General features: G+C 34.9%; 16 protein-coding genes. 12 read left to right on the top strand and 4 right to left on the bottom strand.

The genetic code is table 11. The annotated features are described in order from the left end of the window. Positions 1–132 precede the first annotated feature (132 nt). Positions 133–696, bottom strand: coding sequence for a Crp/Fnr family transcriptional regulator (locus tag ABEG63_RS09225; protein ID WP_346584271.1), 564 nt, complete (start codon positions 694–696; stop codon positions 133–135). Between the two features lie 332 nt (positions 697–1,028). Here ABEG63_RS09225 and ABEG63_RS09220 point away from each other — a divergent pair, with 332 nt between their 5' ends. From ABEG63_RS09220 to ABEG63_RS09185, 8 genes are all read left to right on the top strand, one after another. Next, the gene (locus ABEG63_RS09220; RefSeq protein ID WP_267403170.1) at positions 1,029–2,030 is read left to right on the top strand and encodes a LacI family DNA-binding transcriptional regulator; all 1,002 of its coding nucleotides are present in this window, start codon (positions 1,029–1,031) and stop codon (positions 2,028–2,030) included. A 32-nt stretch (positions 2,031–2,062) separates the two neighbouring features. Next, positions 2,063–2,965: a carbohydrate kinase gene (locus ABEG63_RS09215; protein ID WP_346584270.1), complete on the top strand. Its 903-nt coding sequence runs from the start codon at positions 2,063–2,065 to the stop codon at positions 2,963–2,965. 25 nt (positions 2,966–2,990) lie between these two features. Further along, positions 2,991–4,235, top strand: coding sequence for an L-fucose:H+ symporter permease (fucP, locus tag ABEG63_RS09210; protein WP_346584269.1), 1,245 nt, complete (start codon positions 2,991–2,993; stop codon positions 4,233–4,235). Between the two features lie 3 nt (positions 4,236–4,238). Continuing rightward, complete coding sequence (locus ABEG63_RS09205; protein WP_346584268.1) at positions 4,239–5,642, top strand: carbohydrate porin; 1,404 nt, start codon at positions 4,239–4,241, stop codon at positions 5,640–5,642. A 22-nt stretch (positions 5,643–5,664) separates the two neighbouring features. Beyond that, positions 5,665–6,501 (top strand): sugar phosphate isomerase/epimerase family protein, encoded by an 837-nt coding sequence (locus tag ABEG63_RS09200; protein ID WP_346584267.1) that lies wholly within the window; start codon positions 5,665–5,667, stop codon positions 6,499–6,501. A 162-nt stretch (positions 6,502–6,663) separates the two neighbouring features. After that, positions 6,664–7,539 carry a GTPase Era gene (gene era / locus ABEG63_RS09195; RefSeq protein ID WP_346584266.1) on the top strand — a complete coding sequence of 292 codons (876 nt, stop codon included), beginning with the start codon at positions 6,664–6,666 and terminating at the stop codon, positions 7,537–7,539. Positions 7,540–7,608: 69 nt separating this feature from the next. Beyond that, the gene (locus ABEG63_RS09190; RefSeq protein WP_346584265.1) at positions 7,609–8,037 is read left to right on the top strand and encodes a DoxX family protein; all 429 of its coding nucleotides are present in this window, start codon (positions 7,609–7,611) and stop codon (positions 8,035–8,037) included. Positions 8,038–8,130: 93 nt separating this feature from the next. Continuing rightward, on the top strand, positions 8,131–10,533 hold the full coding sequence (locus tag ABEG63_RS09185) for a prolyl oligopeptidase family serine peptidase (RefSeq protein WP_346584264.1): 2,403 nt from the start codon (positions 8,131–8,133) through the stop codon (positions 10,531–10,533). Positions 10,534–10,707: 174 nt separating this feature from the next. On the opposite strand, the gene ABEG63_RS09180 is transcribed toward ABEG63_RS09185, so the two are convergent. Continuing rightward, the gene (locus tag ABEG63_RS09180; protein ID WP_346584263.1) at positions 10,708–11,397 is read right to left on the bottom strand and encodes an HAD family hydrolase; all 690 of its coding nucleotides are present in this window, start codon (positions 11,395–11,397) and stop codon (positions 10,708–10,710) included. A gap of 90 nt (positions 11,398–11,487) precedes the next feature. Here ABEG63_RS09180 and ABEG63_RS09175 point away from each other — a divergent pair, with 90 nt between their 5' ends. Both ABEG63_RS09175 and ABEG63_RS09170 read left to right on the top strand, forming a co-directional pair. Further along, positions 11,488–12,066, top strand: a complete 579-nt coding sequence (locus tag ABEG63_RS09175; RefSeq protein WP_346584262.1) for a Crp/Fnr family transcriptional regulator — start codon at positions 11,488–11,490, stop codon at positions 12,064–12,066. Positions 12,067–12,125: 59 nt separating this feature from the next. Continuing rightward, positions 12,126–12,629 carry an N-acetyltransferase family protein gene (locus ABEG63_RS09170; RefSeq protein WP_346584261.1) on the top strand — a complete coding sequence of 168 codons (504 nt, stop codon included), beginning with the start codon at positions 12,126–12,128 and terminating at the stop codon, positions 12,627–12,629. Positions 12,630–12,764: 135 nt separating this feature from the next. Here the strand turns inward: ABEG63_RS09170 and ABEG63_RS09165 are convergent, their stop codons facing one another. After that, positions 12,765–13,592, bottom strand: coding sequence for a GLPGLI family protein (locus ABEG63_RS09165; RefSeq protein WP_346584260.1), 828 nt, complete (start codon positions 13,590–13,592; stop codon positions 12,765–12,767). A 146-nt stretch (positions 13,593–13,738) separates the two neighbouring features. After that, positions 13,739–14,245: a pyridoxamine 5'-phosphate oxidase family protein gene (locus ABEG63_RS09160; RefSeq protein ID WP_267403158.1), complete on the bottom strand. Its 507-nt coding sequence runs from the start codon at positions 14,243–14,245 to the stop codon at positions 13,739–13,741. Between the two features lie 229 nt (positions 14,246–14,474). Between ABEG63_RS09160 and ABEG63_RS09155 the strand changes: the two genes are divergently transcribed. Continuing rightward, positions 14,475–15,215, top strand: a complete 741-nt coding sequence (locus tag ABEG63_RS09155) for an SDR family oxidoreductase (RefSeq protein ID WP_267403157.1) — start codon at positions 14,475–14,477, stop codon at positions 15,213–15,215. Positions 15,216–15,395: 180 nt separating this feature from the next. Further along, positions 15,396–16,583: an MFS transporter gene (locus tag ABEG63_RS09150; protein WP_346584259.1), complete on the top strand. Its 1,188-nt coding sequence runs from the start codon at positions 15,396–15,398 to the stop codon at positions 16,581–16,583. The last annotated feature ends 137 nt before the right edge of the window (positions 16,584–16,720 follow it).

Below are 16,720 nucleotides of genomic sequence, written 5' to 3'. Positions count from 1 at the left end.
TTTATAAATTTCTCGCGCAAAGTTCCGACTTTAGGAGCGTAGAAAATTTTACAATTGTTAAAAAATGAATTATTTTTTTGCAGAAAAACACACTCCAACTCTAAAACTCTCATACTCTCAAACACACAAAACTCACTTAATCTCCGCCCGAATTCTGCTCAAGCTCACCTGCGTTATTCCCAAATAAGAAGCAATATGACCTAACTGAACTCTTCTCAAAAGGCTTGGCTTATCACGCATTAAATCTTTATATCGCTCTAAAGAGGTTTTGAACTGTCTTGAAATAATCAATTCTTCCGTTTTTACCAGTTCTCTTTCAGCAAATTTTCTTCCCCAATTGGCAATATGGATATCTTCGTTGAATAATCTTCTTAAATTTTCAGTTTCAAGTTTATAAAGTTCACAATCTTCCAAAAGTTCAATATTTTCATATCCCGGCTTATTTTCCACATAACTTTTCATCGAAACCACAGTTTCACCTTCATTGCCAAACCAAAACGTGATATCGTTTTCTTCTCGCGACGCATACGCCCGCACAATTCCTTTTTTAATAAAGTAAACATAAGGAACTACCTTTTCAGCTTCCATCAGACAAAATGATTTGGGATGAGAAACTTCAGTAATGTATTGCTGCAGATTTTCTTTTGACGAAGCAGGTAGTTTATAAATAGAATCAAGAATTTCGTTTATCTCCATTAAATTAATTATAATTGAATCAAAATTATCAGTTTTTTGATACTTTAAAACATAGAATAAGGATAAGTTTGAATTTTTTTTACATTTTATTTGAATAAACGTTTAACCAGATTTAGCTTAAATACAATCTGACAGTTTATATTTGCTTAACATTAAATTAATAGTAAGCAAATTACATATATTTAAAATGTTGATTGATAGTGTTTTAAATTTAATTCTTGCTGTTTTTCAAAAAGTCGCGAAAATACAATAATTTTTTAACTGACCAAAAAAAAGAGGGTATTGTATTGTAATTGTTTTATAGAATACTTTTGTATCGTAAAATAGTTTCTATGAAAAGAGCTTCCATTAAAGACATTGCGAAAATTGCCGGAGTATCTGTGGCAACTGTTTCCTATGTTTTAAACCGAAAAGAAGGAAGCAGAATCAGCGAAGCAACAAAGAAAAAAATCCTTGATGTAGCTGAAACGATTAACTATACGCCTAATAAAATTGCCAAAAGTTTAAAGACCAATAAGAGTAAATTAATTGGACTTATCGTTGCCGATATTTCTAATGATTTTTATTCAAATATCGCCAGAAATATTGAAGATGAAGCAATGAAAATGGGCTATACGCTTCTTATCGGAAGTTCTGATGAAAATCCTGAAAAGTTTAAAAAACTGACAGAACTTTTTTCCGAACAACAGGTTGATGGGATGATTGTAGCGCCTGTTGTAGATTCGGATGATGCGATTAAAAAGTTGATTAAAGAAGAATATCCGGTGGTAACCATCGACCGATACTTAAAAAATGTGGCGATTCCCGGAGTAATGATTAATAATTCCGAGATTTCAGAATACATCTGTGAATATCTGATTGAGAAAAGCTTTGAAGAGATTATTTATGTGGGTTATGATACCAAACTCCCACATCTACTTGACAGACAGGAAGGATTTGATAAGCAAATTTCATCATCTTTGGTTAAATATAAAAAAGTTTTAATCGGAATTCATAATATCACAGAAGATATTCATCATGAACTTTCTGAAAATTTAAAAGATATTCAGAAGAAAACGGCTATTTATTTTTCAAGTAACAAACTTGCGGTTGCAGGTTTAAGCTATTTAAACAAAAATAATATAAAAGTACCTCAGGATGTTTCCGTGATTGCTTTTGATGAAACGGAAGCTTACAAGCTTTTCCCAACAGAAATAGATTATGTACAGCAGCCTTTGGTAGAAATGGCACAGGAATCTGTGAAACTTCTTGATGCACAGATCGGTAAATATATTCCGGATGGAAAAAAAGTTTCCTTTTCGGCAAAATTAGTCAATAAAAATTCAGTAAAATAAAAAATTTAGTTAATTAATTAAACGTTTAACCTATGATAAATGAAAATCCTTATGTAGTAAGTTTTGGTGAAGTTCTTTGGGATATTTTTCCACAGGGTTCAAAAGCGGGAGGTGCGCCTTTCAATGCTGCATATAATATTTACAAGTCCGGAACCGATGTTAAAATGCTCAGCAGAATCGGGAATGATGAATTAGGTGAAAAATTGTTGGAACAGATAAAAGGATGGGGCATTACTACAGATTATATCCAGATTGATGATAAGCATCCTACAAGCACCGTTATTGCGAAAATTGATGAGCATAATGAAGCAACTTATGATATTATCAATCATGTAGCTTGGGATTATATCGAATTTTTGCCTGAGCATGAAGAACTTATTTCCAACGCGGAGGCTTTTGTTTTCGGTAGTTTATCGGCAAGAAATGAAAAGACGAAGCAAACTCTTTTCAAATTATTAGAATTCGCCAAACTGAAAATATTTGATGTGAATTTCCGTCCGCCATTCATCGATATCGATTTGATTAAAGAGCTTCTTCATAAAGCGGATATCGTGAAAATGAATAAGGCTGAAATGAAGCAGATTATGCAGTTTTTGAGCGAAGAGTATAAAAGCGAAGACGAAAGTGCTGCATATATTCAAAATCATTTCGGAATCAGAGAAATCGTATTGACCAAAGGAAGTAAGGGAGCAAGATATTTTGTGGAAAATCATAACTACGGATTCACTGCAGTTCCTATCACGGTTGTAGATACAGTGGGTAGTGGCGATGCTTTTCTTTCAGGTTTTATCTCTAAAAGAATTCAGAATAAAAATGCTGAAGAAATCATGACAGAAGCTATTTCTTTGGGAGCTTTTATAACTTCAAAAGCAGGTGCGTGTCCGGATTATGACCGAAAAGAATTTGAAGTTTTCAAATCGAAAAATTTTATTTAAACTTAAAATAACTTAGAAAAATATAATGAATTCAGCGAAGTTTACAGAAAAGAAGTATATCATTGTTTTATCTTTCGTTACTTCATTGTTCTTTTTTTGGGCAATTGCTTTAACGATGGGCGATGTTTTGAACAAGCATTTTCAAAATGTTTTACATATTTCTAAAGCAAAATCGGGGCTCGTGCAGCTTTCTATTTTTGGAGCATATGCCCTGATGGGAATCCCTGCCGGACTTTTTATGAAAAAATTCGGGTACAAAAAAGGAGTTATTTTAGGGCTGGTTCTATTTGCCAGCGGAGCATTTTTATTTGTTCCTGCGGCTGACAATTCGTCTTTTACATTTTTTAGAGTTGCTTTATTCATCCTAGCTTTAGGAATGGCAACTTTGGAAACGGTAGCGCATCCTTTTGTTGCGGCGTTGGGAGATGAGAGAACAAGTGATCAAAGGGTAAATTTTGCTCAATCTTTCAATGGTTTAGGTGCTATTATGGGGCCTTTGTTGGGCGGAATCTTCATTTTTGGAGGTTCTGGCGAAGACAGTTCTTTAGATTCTGTTAAAAGTTTGTATACTTGGATTGGGGTGATTGTCTTGGTTTTAGCCATCATTTTTTTCTTTATCAAAGTTCCTGAATTAAAAGATCCCCATGCCGAAGAAATTGAATTGGCTGAACACGCCGCTGGTGAAAATCATGAAACAGCAGTTGATTCTAGCGCGCCACTTTGGAAACAGAAACATTTTGTATGGGCTGTGGTTGCACAGTTTTTCAATGTAGCAGCGCAAGGAGGAACGTGGGCATTTTTCATTAATTACGGAGTTGAAAAGATGCATTTCCAGGAAACAGAGGCTTCATATTATTTCTCGTTGAGTATGGCGATGATGATGATCGGAAGATTTATCGGAACGTTTTTAATGAAATATATTGCTCCTAATAAAGTACTGGCGATTTTTACGGCATGTAATATTGTTCTTTGTTTAATTATTTCACAAAGTTTCGGTTGGGTTTCATTCATCAGTTTGATTTTGCTAAACCTTTTCTTAAGTGTAATGTATCCTACAATTTTCAGTTTAGGATTGAAAAAATTGGGCGGAAAAGTAGCGCAGGCTTCTTCATTCTTGGTAATGGCGATGTTTGGTGGGGCATTTTTCACACCGATCATGGGAGTAATTGCTGAAAAAGATGTGGCTCATTCTTATCTGTTGCCAATTATCTGTTATGTAATTATCGTTTTATTTGCCTTAAAGTTCTATAAACCTAAAACTTCCAAATAAGCAATGAAAAATAAAGTTCTGAAAGGCTGTTTTTGGATATTTATTCTAATCAGCCAGGTGAGCTATGCCCAAATCCAGATTACGAATAAGAAATTTTCATTCGGAACAACAGGCAGAATTGGTGTTGGGTATTCTCCCAACGCAGACGGGCGTACAGGTAGGCAATTGAATCTCGATAATCAGGGATCTTTGGGAGGAAGGATGGATCAGGGGGATTATGTAGATTTTTTACCCGCTTTTCATTTTACGCCCGTGGTGGGTGGTGACAGTACGAAAGGAACAAAAATCGATATGCAGGCTAGATTGAGCTTTTATTCGGGAGGTACTTTTCTAGGAAATGTAGATACAAAATCTAACCGAGGGATGATTATCGCTTTGCCGGAAGCCTTTGTGGAAGCAAGAAATATTATGGGAAGCGATTGGGATGTTTGGGCAGGATCTCGATGGTTGAGATATGATGATGTGCATATTGCAGATTATTTTTATTTTGATGATCACTCGGCGACAGGTTGGGGAGTTAGGCATAAAAATACAAGATTTTCCATGTTTTTTCCTGCTGTTATAGATACTGCTGCAAGCAATTCTACGCCTTATTCTTATACAAATATCATCAGTGGGGCAAAGAATTTAATTTACAGACAACGGGAAGTTTTTGTATTAGAACATACGATTCCTTTTAAAAATAATGCTTTGAAATTTTTAGCAGAATTTCATACCGTTGATAAATCCGGCAAAAATTCTGTAGAGCAATATCCTGCTGATCGTGGTTGGGTATTGGGTGCCAAATTGAATACAGGTTTGAAAACGAAACTTCCAGGATCTTTCAATCAGATTTCATTACGTTATGGAAGCGGGATTGCCAATGGTGGAGATGCCGGAAATACCCAAACTTGGAGAACTTATGGAGCGCCAGATGAACAAACAGGAAAATACAACGGTGCATATTCCTTAACAGCGGTTGAACATATTTTGTTAAATCTTTCAAACAGATGGTCATTAAATGCGTATGCCGTTTATACACAAAGTAAAGGAGGTTCCGACAGTAATAATAAAGCCGTTGATTATTATAAAAGAGATATTTTCAATAAAAAATCTGAGTTTAATACCGGTGTAAGGGCAACGTATTATTTCAATAATTGGTTTCATATTTTATCAGAATTACACTATGCAATTCGAAAAGACGGAACACAAGATCCTGCATCGATGATGAAACTGGTGTTGGCACCCACAATTGTTCCTACAGCAGAAAGAAGCGTTTGGGCAAGGCCACACATCAGGTTTATTGCCGAAGTATCAAGATATAATGATCAGGCAATGAATTCACTTTATTCTCCATTTCTACAGCAATCTGGCGCTAAAAGATTCGGAACGTATTTAGGCGTGAGAACGGAATGGTGGATATTTTAATTAAATACAACTAAAATTTACAATGAATATAAAATTTGGGACATCACTTCTTTCGTGGATTACGCCTGTCTGGACACCTGAAGCGGGAAAATATGCCATTGAGAAAACAGCACAATCAGGATTTGATCTTATTGAAATTCTTCTCCCATCATCAATGGATTTTGATTCAGTAGAAGTTAAAAAGCAATTGAAAACTCATAATTTAGAGGTCGTTTGTTCTTTAAACTTACCAAAAGAAGCGCATATTGCCTTTTATCCAAAGGTTGCTGAAGAATTGATTAAAAAAGCGATTGATAAAACGTCTCAGCTTGAAACAAATTTGCTTGGTGGCGTTCTGCATGGCGGAATCGGTACTTTTTCAGGAAATCCTTTAACGGAAAATGAAGCGGAAGTTATTGTTGAAGTCTGGAGCAATGTCGCAGATTATGCGAAAGAAAAAGGAGTAAATATAGCGATTGAACCCATCAACAGATATGAAAGTTATGTCTGTAATACGGCTCAAAATGTTTTAGATTTAATTTCAAAAACAGGAAGAGATAATTTGTTTGTTCATTTGGATACTTTCCACATGAATATTGAGGAGAATAATTTTTATGATCCAATTATTGCTGCAGGAAAAAAATTAAAACATATTCACATCACAGAATCGCACCGTGGAATGCTGGGCGAAGGAACCGTAAATTGGAATGAATCGTTTAAAGCTTTAAAAGAAATCGATTTTGAAGGAAACTTAGTTTTGGAAAACTTCTCATCATCAATTCCCGGAATGCAGCAGATGGTTTCACTTTGGCAGAAATCTCCATACGAAGCCGAAGAACTGGCCATAAAAAGTTTACAATTTATGAAGAATTATTTCTAACTTTATTATATTCTGAAGCCTTTCGAATCTTTTCGGGAGGCTTTTCTTTTAAAATAACTTCACTTTTTGAGGTTAAAAATAAATGTTTCTTGATAAGTTTTCGGTTTAAGCAGGAAAGACCGATTTTGTTTTAGTAACTTTGCATTTCGTAAAATAGTTTTTATGCATAAAGCAGGATTTGTAAATATAGTTGGAAAGCCGAATGCGGGAAAATCTACACTTCTGAACCAGTTGATGGGGGAGAAGCTGGCGATTGTTACCCAAAAGGCACAAACAACAAGACACAGAATTTTTGGAATTTATAATGAAGAAGACCTTCAGATCGTATTTTCGGATACTCCGGGAGTATTGGATCCGAAGTACGGCTTGCAGGAAAAAATGATGGATTTTGTGAAGGATTCTTTGCAGGATGCAGACGTTTTTCTTTTCATTGTAGATGTTACCGATAAAGCGGAACCTTCAGAATTTTTAATTGATAAGCTGAATAAAATTCCGGTACCGGTTTTATTATTATTGAATAAAGTAGATCAAACGAATCAGGAAGGGCTGGAAAAACTGGTCAACGATTGGCACGAGAGAATTCCAAAGGCGGAAATACTTCCTATTTCTGCGTTAAATGCTTTCAATACAGAGATCATTTTACCAAAACTGAAATCTTTATTGCCGGAAAGTCCGGCATATTACGATAAAGATATGTATACAGATAAGCCTGAAAGATTTTTCGTAAATGAAGCGATTCGCGAAAAAATCCTTTTAAACTATGATAAAGAAATCCCTTATTCAGTAGAGGTTGTCACAGAACAGTTCAAAGAAAAGGAAGGAATTATTTTCATCGATTCTATTATTTATGTAGAAAGAGATACGCAAAAAGGTATTTTAATCGGTCATAAAGGAGAAGCTATCAAGAAAGTAGGAACAGAATCAAGAATTGATCTTGAAAAGTTTTTTGCCAAAAAAATCCACTTAAACTTATTTGTAAAAGTGAAAAAAGACTGGCGAAAAAATGATAGAGATTTGAAGAATTTCGGATACAGATAGACTAAAAAGTCAATATTCATCGTTGTATTAAAAGATTTTTATTATCTTTAAATTTAAATTATACACGAAATGAACTATTCAAATTCAAAATCCAACCCGATTTATATAGATATCATTTTATTTATTGTAAGATTATTTATTGGGTTTGCGATGATTTCACACGGGTTTTCTAAACTGCAGATGTTGTTTAATGACGGACAAATTCAGTTTTTCGACTTCTTGGGTTTAGGTCCGAAAATCACGTTGATTTTAACGATTTTTGGTGAATTTGTTTGTTCGATATTCCTTATTTTAGGATTATTTTCAAGAGTTGCTTTAGGTTTTCTAATCTTTACAATGTTGATTGCAGGATTTGTAGTTCATGGCGCAGATCTTTTTGAAAAAAGAGAATTAAGTTTAATTTATTTATCGGTTTATTTATTGCTAATGACCTTCGGAGCAGGGAAAATCTCCGTAGATTATATGATCGAGAAGCGTAAAAGAGCAAACGACTGGTAAGAAATTAAAATTTAACCATACAAAAGAGGCTGTTACAAACAGTCTCTTTTTTTATGCACAGAAAATGCTTATTTTCGTAAAAAATGAAATATTATGAAGATAAAGCTGACTATCTGCCTTCTTGCGTTTCTTAATTTTTATGACGCACAAGAAAATATTGCTTATCAAAAGCCATCTGCCGAGATTTTAAAATTAGCAGATTATGAAAGACCACCAAGCGTTCTGATGAACAGTAAAAAAGACTGGATCGTGTTTACCTACCGTCCGACTTACAAAACCTTGGAAGATCTTAGCCAGCAGGAAATGAAGTTGGGAGGTTTGAGGATAAACCCTGTAACCAATATTTCAAGCACGGTTACTTATTTGAATAATCTGAAGATTAGAAAAATGAGTGATAAAAATGAAGTTCAGGTGAAAAATTTACCTGCAAACCCTAAAATTACATATACTTCATTCTCTCCGGATGAGAAAAAATTGGCCTTTACCAATACTACAAGCAAAGGAGTAGAACTTTGGATCGTAGATCTGGAGACTGCAACTGCTAAAAAAGTGACCGCCGATAATCTGAATGCCAATTTAGGAGTTCCTTATGTTTGGTATAAAGATTCTCAAAGCTTTTTAATTAAAACACTTCCGCAAAACAGAGAAGCATTGATCGATGCAAGTAAAGATTTGCCAACGGGGCCAATTGTTTCAACGGCTGACGGAAAAGTTTCTCAAAACAGAACCTATCAGGATTTGCTGAAGAATCCTCAGGATGAAAAGAATTTTGAAATTCTTACGTCTTCTGATATTTATAAAGTTGATTTTAACGGAGGTTTAACGAAAGTAAAAGATAAGGACTTGTATTCAAGTGTAAGCTTTTCTCCAGACGGAAATTATCTGATGGCGACAACGATTAAGAAACCGTTTTCATACATCGTTCCTTTGTACAGGTTCCCGATGACAACTACCGTTTACGATGCTAATGGAAGCGTGGTAAAAGTGGTAAATGAAGTTCCGCTGAACGAAATTATGCCTAAAGGGTTCTCTTCTGTAAGACAAGGAAAAAGAGATATGGGATGGAGAAGCGATGCACCTTCAACATTGGTGTATGCTGAAGCATTGGATGGTGGGGATCAGTCTAAAACGGCGGATTTCAGGGATGAGGTTTTCACTTGGGAAGCGCCTTTCAACAATGCGCCAAAATCGTTCTTTAAAACAAAACAAAGATATGGCGATGTAAGCTGGACGAACGATCATTATGCAATTGTTTCAGAAAGTTGGTACGATACAAGAAATATAAAATCTTTCCTGATTGATCTGAATAATAATGAATCTAAAGTAATTGATGACAGAAATTATCAGGATGTTTACAGCGATCCGGGAAATTTTAATACCACTAAAAACCAATACGGAAGATATGTGGTAGATATCAAAGGCGGAAAATCTTATCTTATCGGTGATGGTTTTACAAAAGACGGTCAGCATCCTTTCATCGATGAAATGGATATGAAAACGTTGAAGAAAAAAAGACTATATACTTCAAATGTAAAAAACACCAAAGAGGAGATTATTGATATTTTAAACCCATCAAAAGGGGAGATCTTAACGACACAACAATCGGCAAGTCAGTATCCAAACTATTTCAAGAAAAGTATTAAATCTAATAAAGCCGAAGCCGTTACCAATTTTGCCAACCCTTTTGAAAGCATCAAAGATGTATACAAAGAAGTAATCACGTATAAAAGAAATGACGGAGTTACCTTAACGGGAACCCTTTATCTTCCGGCAAACTACGACAGAAAAGCGAAGAAGGAAAAACTTCCTTTGCTAATTTGGGCGTATCCTACAGAATATAAAGATAAAAATACCGCAGGACAGAACACCCAAAATCCGAATGACTTCACATTCCCGTATTACGGATCATTTGTGTACTGGACGACGAAAGGTTATGCAGTGCTTGATGATGCTTCTTTCCCAATCATCGGGGAAGGAAAAACAGAGCCGAATGATACTTTCATTACGCAGCTGGTGGCCAACGGAAGAGCGGCTATTGATGCTGTAGATCAATTAGGATATATAGATAGAACCAAAGTTGCGGTGGGAGGTCACTCGTATGGTGCATTCATGACAGCTAACCTTTTAACACATTCTAAAGATTATGCTTGCGGAATTGCAAGAAGTGGTGCTTATAACAGAACATTGACACCATTCGGATTCCAGAGCGAGCAAAGAAATTATTGGGATGTTCCGGAAATCTATAACACAATGTCTCCGTTTATGAACGCCGATAAAATGAAAACTCCGATGTTATTGGTGCACGGTGATGCAGACAATAATCCGGGAACATTTACATTGCAGACGGAAAGATATTTCCAGGCATTGAAAAACCTTGGAGCTCCTGTTAAAATGGTACTTTTACCAAAAGAAGCTCACGGATATGCAGCAAAAGAAAATATCCTGCATTTGCTTTGGGAACAGGATCAGTTCTTGGAAAAATGTTTAAAGAAATAAATAGTAAAACTCGTTCCATAAGAACGAGTTTTTTTATGAAGATATTTTATTTGCAATTAGAACTAATCACCAAAAGTTTGTCATTCTGAAAGAATCTCTACATGAATTATGATGCTTAGATTCCTGCGGAATGACAAACTTTATCTATTTATTAATAAGAACTTAAAATTTAAACTACACATACTCCAAAACATCCTTAATACTTTTAAACTCCATAAAACGTTTATGCTCCAGATTCTTTTCATATTGCTCGTGGCTCCAAGTGACATGGTAAGGAATATGCGCGGCAAATCCGCCAATTTCTAAGACGGGTAAAACATCAGATTTAATAGAATTTCCCAACATCAAAAAATTCTCAGGTTGGCAATCCAGATGTTTCAACAGTTTTTGATAATCACTTTCTTTTTTATCACTCATGATCTCGATATGATGAAAATAATCCTGCAATCCGGAATTTTTTAATTTACGTTCCTGATCCAGTAAGTCGCCTTTTGTCGCAACAATTAATCTGTATTTTCCCTTTAAATTTTCCAGTGTTTCATGGACGCCGTCTAACAATTCGATTGGTTTTTGAAGCAACTCATGACCGATTTCAATAGTTTTATTGATGAGGTTCAGCGATGCCATATTGTTAGAAACGCGACAAACCGTTTCTACCATGCACAACATAAATCCTTTTACGCCATAACCATACAATTCAAGATTTTGCATTTCAGTTTTAAATAATTCCTGAGAAACAGAATGTTGCGGTAAATAATCTTCCAGCAAATTACAAAACTGTTGTTCCGCTTCCTGAAAATAAGGCTCATTGATCCAAAGTGTATCATCCGCATCAAAAGCAATCGTAGTAATTGAATTATTCATATTATATTCACTTTAGTTTTTGTATTTTTCTGCCGACAAAATTCAGAATAAATAATAAATCGCGAAAGGACATTTGTCCCGGATAAAATTATGTTAAGAACCAATCAGCCATTTTTAGATTATTTAGATTCACTTTTTACGAATCAGGAGCATAAAGACAATATCGTTTTAAAGTCTTATGAGAAAGGAGAGAAACTGCTCACACAGAATGAAATTTCAACAAAAATAATGCTCGTAAAGAGCGGAATTACCAAATGCTTTTTCGTTGAAGAAAATGATAAAGAATATATCGTAGAATTCTTGGGAAAAGGAGAGATCATTGGGGAAATTGAGATGTTGAAGAATGTTTCGTGTCTTTGCAGCATTGAGGCGATTACTGAGGTCACGGTATATTCTATGACGATTCCTTATTTCAGATCTTTGATTAAAAGTGATCTCACTCTCAATAATTTATTGCTTGATGTTTTTGCTGAACGTATCGTTAATACTTCAAGCAGAGCATCTTATCAGCAATTGCATACCACAGAGCATACTTTGTCTCAACTTTTGGAAGTGAAATCCAAAGAAATGGAAATTTCAAAAGAAGATATGGCGGCTTATCTGGGAATCACAGTAAGAAGTCTGAACCGTGCATTGAAGGAACTAAAAGAGAACGAGGAGGAAGAATAATTCATTTATAATAAAATAAAATCTTCCTGTATCTTTGCAGAAATATGCTGTCATAAAAAATGGAAGAACTTACATTCAGGAATGCAAAATCAGAAGATCTGAGAAGAATCGTTAAAATCTACAATTCTACCATAGAATCTAGAATGGTAACGGCAGATACCGAAGAGGTTTCTGTGGAAAGCAGACAACAATGGTTTAGTGAGCATAATCCTGAAAAAAGACCACTTTGGGTAATCGAAGATCCTGAAAAAAATATGGTGGGATGGGTGAGCTTTTCGTCTTTTTATGGAAGACCAGCTTATGATGGAACGGTGGAAATTAGCATTTATATGGATGAAAATTTCAGAGGAAAAGGCTACGGTAAAAAGACCTTGCAATATTGTATAGATCATGCCGGAAAATTCGGGGTAAAAACTTTATTAGGTTTTATATTTCTTCATAACGAACCAAGTATAAAACTTTTCCAGTATTTTGGATTCGAAGATTGGGGAATACTTCCAAATGTGGCCGTTCTTGATGGAGTAGAACGAACATTGAAAATTTTAGGAAAAAGAATTGATTAATTAAAAAGAATCATTCAACAAAATGATTTTTAAATACACTCACTCTCCCTTAAAGTAAGTAACTCAAAAAGATCCGTCTGAAAGTATATTTTCAAACGGATCTTTTTATTGTAGATCTTTATAAGCCTTTATCTGTTATTTATCCTTAAATATTGGAGCTTTGTCCTTTTCTATATAGATATATCTATTTTTAATTCCTTTCTGAAGCATTCCTTTTTTGCGATTAAGCTCCGCAATACTTTCTATGGTTTCATTTTTAAAAGATGGTTTATCTCCTTTTTTTATCCCTTCAGCCAAATCTTTGGTGGGATTGGCATAAAAATCTTCTATAAAAGTATTGAATTTAGCATGAGTAGTCGCTAAAGCGGGTTTCCCATAATGAGTTTCAACAAAATTAGAAGTGTCGTAAGTCTGAGGAAGTTTTGTGTTGTTGATGAGTTTGTAAATGAAGTTTTTGTCGGTATCTTCTACAATAAAGATCAATCCTGGAAGTCCACGGAATTTGTAAGGACCTTCTTTGATGTTAATGTCGTTCGAGAACCAGGCAATCCAGCTTCTGTCGCCAAAATCAGCAGTCGCTTTTTGTAGTTTGTAACCATTGTATTCCTGAGTTTCAGAAGATAAATTCCATTTAATATCATCATCGGATTTTATAACAAAATATTCAAAGAAATCACGATACTGATTGTTTTTTGAAGAATTTAGTTTGCGGCTAAGCACCTGATCGGTCTTTGTACTGTATCTGGAAACTGCTTCTTGACGACTTTTGTTGACAGAATCGTACTCCGCGAATTTTTTATCATAAAATTTTACAGATTCTGGATTGATATCGAGATTCATTAAATCTTTTCGATATTCTTCAGAAGCATCTCTTCTGTATTGTAACTCATATGTGAATCTGTTGGTTTGTGATTGGTAAAAAGAGGCAATACATAAACCCAGCAGAAGCATTGTTTTTCTCATTCTTTAATTTCTGATTTTATAGTTTTTAAGGAAAGCAAAGATAGAAAATATTCTTATTTGATGGGCGCTTTGAAAGAATTGATAAATAAAGAAGCGATCTATAATATAAAAATAGACCGCCTCCGATAAAATAATAAATAAACTTTTTAAACATTGGCGTTTCCTTCCACACCATCAGAATTATCCGTTTCTTTTCCGGTAATCGCTGCAGCAACAAAAGTAAATAGACTTACCAATTTTCCTGCTTTGGTATCCCAGTAATACGTGTCTTTAGGTTGTACACGGATTATTGAAACATTGGGATCATCTTTTCCGTCGAACCACGCATTCGCCATGGGCGACCATTTGTCTTCGATGGTAGATTTATCTTTGTAAATCGAAGCTTCACCATATATAGAAAGATATTGAGAATTGCTGTTGTTCATAAAGAATAACTGAACTCTTTTGTCTTCTTTTATTTCAAAATTTTTGTTGCTGGCTTCGCTGCTGATAAACCAAAGATTTCCTTCATCATCGGTTTCCTGTAAACCCATCGGACGAGAATTGATAGGAAGTGTATCTAATTCTGTACAAAACATACAGATTTTGGCTTTTTCTGAAAGTTCTTTGATTTTTTGAATCGCTTCAATGTGATTAAGGTTTTCTGTTGACATAATATTGTATTTTAAGTGATTTGATGTAAAAATTTATTTAAAATCAATTTTGATTTCTAGTTATTATTCAAATATGTTACCAAATGAAAATTTTAAAGTGTTAAAAAATATTTACTATTGATAAAGAGAGCGAACGTGATTTGAATTTTGCAAATAATGATTTAGAATTTACAACACTTAAAATTGAAAGTTATTCTACCTTTGCTATGTAACTTAAAATACACAATTTATGAACAATTTATCAAACAAAGTAATTCTTGTAACAGGCGCTTCTAAAGGTATCGGTGCTGAAGTAGCAAAAAAATTGGCGGAAGCAGGCGCTAAATTAATTGTAAATTATTCGGGAAGTAAAGCAGATGCCGATAATGTGGTTGAAGAAATAAAAAATAAAGGCAGCGAAGCCATTGCAGTTCAGGCAGATGTAAGTAAGGCTGAAGATGTGAAAAACCTTTTTGATCAATCTATTCAGCATTTTGGAAGGATAGATGTTCTGGTAAATAATGCTGGAATTATGATTACTAAAACTATTCAGGAAACTACGGATGAGGAATTTGATCGTCATTTTAATATCAATGTAAAAGGTGTTTTCAATACCCTTCGTGAGGCTTCTACAAAATTAGCAGATAATGGAAGTATCATTAATTTTTCGACTTCGGTGAATAGATTAATGCTTCCGGGCTATGCAACATACGTTGCCACAAAATCTGCTGTTGAGCAACTAACTAGAGTTTTTTCAAAAGAAATCGGTCATAGAGGAATTAATGTAAATTCTGTTTCTCCTGGTCCTACGGCAACAGCATTGTTTTTAAACGGAAAATCGCAGGAAACAATTGACAGATTAGCTTCGCTAAACCCTTTCGGAAGAATTGCAGAAACGGATGATATTGCAAATGTAGTAGTCTTTCTGGCAAGTGATGAAGCCAAATGGATCAATGCTCAAAACATCGGTGTAAACGGCGGAATGGCATAACGAAATAATTTGTTTCATTTTATATTAACTATAAGCCCCGTCAGTTTTGCTTTTTTCGTAAAACTGTCGGGGTTTACTGATAGATTGTTTGAATGTCAAATAAAAGAGATTTAAATAAACTTAATCTGAAAATCCTAATATTTTGCAGTAATTTCGTGGATCAAATAAATTTTCAGGTACATGCAGATTGATTCTACTTCCCGTATTTCGCGTACGGTTATTTGGCTAATGTCAATTATTTCCGGACTCGTAGTGGCTAATAATTACTACAATCAGCCTTTATTAGGACTTATTTCAAAAGATTTAAATGTCACTGAAAGTGCAGCAGGTAAAATTTCTGTTTTAACTCAGTTGGGATATGCTGCCGGATTATTGTTAATCGTTCCTTTAGGTGATAAGTTTTTACGTAAAAAATTAATCTTAATCGATTTATTATTGGTTTTTGGATCTTTATTATGGATGACTTTTGCTACAGAATTATGGATGCTGTATGTTGCCAGTTTATTGATCGGAACCACTTCTGTGATTCCTCAATTATTTGTACCAATTGCCGCTGAACTTTCATCGGATGAAGAAAGATCCGGAAATATAGGCTTGGTGATGTCCGGATTATTATTGGGAATTCTATTATCACGTTTCGTCGGAGGAATTGTCGGAGAACTTTGGGGATGGAGAGCCATGTTCGGAATTGCTGCCGGACTCATGATTTTAGTCTGGTTTGCGGTATATAAGATGTTGCCTGAAATTCAGCCTAATTTCAAAGGAACTTATAAAGAATTAATGCAATCTGTAGCTAACCTAGCAAGAACACAGCCTGTTTTACAATTGGCTTCATTCCGTGGGGCGATGGCTTTTGGATCGATGTGTGCCTTGTTCACAACTTTGGTTTTTCATATGGAAAAGCCGCCTTTTAATGCAGGAGCCTCTGTGGTAGGGAGTTTCGGATTGGCTGGAGCAGTAGGTGCTTTGGCTGCAGCGAAAGTCGGAAAGCTTCAAAAATATCTAGATATTAATCGCATTATTTTTTATTCTTTGCTGATTGTTTTGGGAAGCTGGGCATTCACTTATTTTGCCGGAGAAACGTATTGGGGACTTATTGTTGGTGTTATTCTGGTGGATCTTGGCGTTCAATCCAGCCATATTATGAACCAAACCAATTATTTTATGATTAAATCGAACGCAGTAAACCGATTGAATACAGTTTATATGGTTTCTTACTTCATTGGCGGTTCATTAGGAACATGGACGGCTTCTTTGGCGTGGCAACAAGCACAATGGGCTGGTGTTTGTACTGTAGGTGCAACGATGGGTGTTCTGGCATTAATTGCTCATTTGCTGTTTAATAAAAAGGTAAACGCGGCTAAATAATATTTTTTTGTGGAAATCTGGATGACAAATGTTGTAGAAATTTCACAAATATTTATATAAATGACTGTCCCTAGCCCAGATCGAAGCATTTGTTTGAGCTCATTTTTATAGTTTCGGCGCGATGGCAAAGCCATCGC

Origin of the sequence: Chryseobacterium sp. C39-AII1 (assembly GCF_039672645.1) — a bacterium.
GTDB lineage: Bacteria > Bacteroidota > Bacteroidia > Flavobacteriales > Weeksellaceae > Chryseobacterium.
This window is presented reverse-complemented; position numbering and strand designations above follow the sequence as displayed.